The organism is Acidovorax sp. GW821-FHT10A04 (genome assembly GCF_059415825.1).
The window spans coordinates 1-1,589 of record NZ_JBWKNZ010000035.1; the positions used below are offsets into that span (position 1 = coordinate 1).

A 1,589-nucleotide genomic window follows, 5' to 3' on the forward strand; every position below is an offset into this window, starting at 1 on the left:
GCACCTCGCTTGAATCGGGTGCCGTTATTTTAGTTTTGGGCAGCGGTTTAGGGTTGGGTTTTCACACAGCCTCGGCCCATAGCGGACCTAGTCTTCCGAGGACTGCGGGAAACCGTACAACCCCCTTGACGGCTCCATACGACCCAGTGCCATGACCTGGCTGGCGCTCCAGAGACGGGCAAAATCGTCATCAAGAACCGAGTTCGGAAACTTGGACATCACAGCAGCGACCGCTGACAAAGCATGCCGTGCGGCCTGTCCATGGCGGCTCGCAACGTGTACCGCGCATGAGGGAAGCGTGCCAAGCGCGCGAACCACTCTAGTGACTTCATCACCGTCCAACTCAGTTCTCCAGCCGTCATCCTCATAGGGAAAAACAGCAAACTTAGTGTCAGGATCTGCGCCGGACAACGTCGCATCGAATTCGCGACAGACTTCTTCAAACGCTGCCTCTCCGAAGTAGATCACTACCCCATCCATGTTTCCCCCTCCGATGTCTGCTTCTGGCCGTTTGCAGCCATCCTAGCAGCGACGGCGAACGGCCCAGATCGGATGCTTAGCCTCCTCACCAAACAGCTGGCAAAGTCTCGATCGGCAAGTCCCCCCCGCTGTCAACAAATTCAGATCAGGATTCAATTGCTGGCTCCATTGGTGCTCTACGTCATGGCGCACACACAGGTCTGCCCTCGGCAGCATTCGAGTGGTCCAGCGCGCAGGATGCCTCGACCTTGCGGGTCGTGAACCTAATGAAGGCTTGGGCGAGCTGGCGTTGGGTCAGTTCGCCTCCCAGCACTCGGTATGTCCCTGATAGCACGCAGCGGTGTTGGCCGAAGGGTATCCACCCAGTTGGCTGGCCGTTTGCGGTACTGTTGCCGCACCATTCCATCACCATCTGCTGACGCGTGCCATTGGTGCTGGGCACCTGGAAGATCGTGCTAAGGCGTTCGTTGTCGAGTCGCACGTCGACCGCCACGGGGCAATCGCTGTGGTCGCTGCCACCCATGCAGGATATGGCCACCTTGTCCGGTTGGGTGGGGAAGAGCGGTGTCGCCGCGCACCGGGGGGTCTGGTCGTCCAGTCTGCACGAGGCCTGGTAGCGGATCGTCTCGAAGACGATAGCGGCCTGTGCCATCTGGCGCTTGGTGAGCTCACCGTTGAGCGGGCGGGATTTGCCATACAGGGCGATGGCGGATGTACTTGGCCCCCATTGCAGAATTGTGCCGCCGCCAAACGGCGTGAAGTACAAAGAAGTCCACGCCAGGGACACGCGTTCAGCACTGCCATCGGGCTTGCGTGGGCCGTTGAACGTCGCGACTAGGGACTCCATGTCCGCGTTCAGGTTAAGAGCTATTGGGCAATCCTCTGAATCGGGGCCGATGCAGGCAAGGGTCACCTCTGCCGCGCCAGCAAACGATGATGCCCACAATGCAAAGGCGATCAGCATGCACTTCATTCAAGCTCCCAACATGTTCCAGACTGTCCGGTGAAAATATTGATTGGACGTCTGCTTGTGGCCGAGGCTGTGTGGAAACACCCACGAGCATACGGGCCAGCCCCATCTCGCAGCACTGAGCCTCATTTTCCACTAG

The 1,589-nt window shown here is 59.0% G+C and carries 2 protein-coding genes; both read right to left on the reverse strand.

Translation table 11 applies throughout. The features are described 5' to 3' along the window. Positions 1–87 precede the first annotated feature (87 nt). The gene (locus AC07PF_RS33075; RefSeq protein ID WP_494614748.1) at positions 88–480 is read right to left on the reverse strand and encodes a hypothetical protein; all 393 of its coding nucleotides are present in this window, start codon (positions 478–480) and stop codon (positions 88–90) included. A 181-nt stretch (positions 481–661) separates the two neighbouring features. Next, complete coding sequence (locus AC07PF_RS33080) at positions 662–1,444, reverse strand: hypothetical protein (RefSeq protein WP_494614749.1); 783 nt, start codon at positions 1,442–1,444, stop codon at positions 662–664. Between the last annotated feature and the right edge of the window lie 145 nt (positions 1,445–1,589).

What these genes read in the sequence shown, in the direction of transcription:
- AC07PF_RS33075 (WP_494614748.1), bottom strand. Translation starts at nt 480, where the DNA reads ATGGATGGGGTAGTGATCTACTTCGGAGAGGCAGCGTTTGAAGAAGTC.
- AC07PF_RS33080 (WP_494614749.1), bottom strand. Translation starts at nt 1,444, where the DNA reads ATGCTGATCGCCTTTGCATTGTGGGCATCATCGTTTGCTGGCGCGGCA.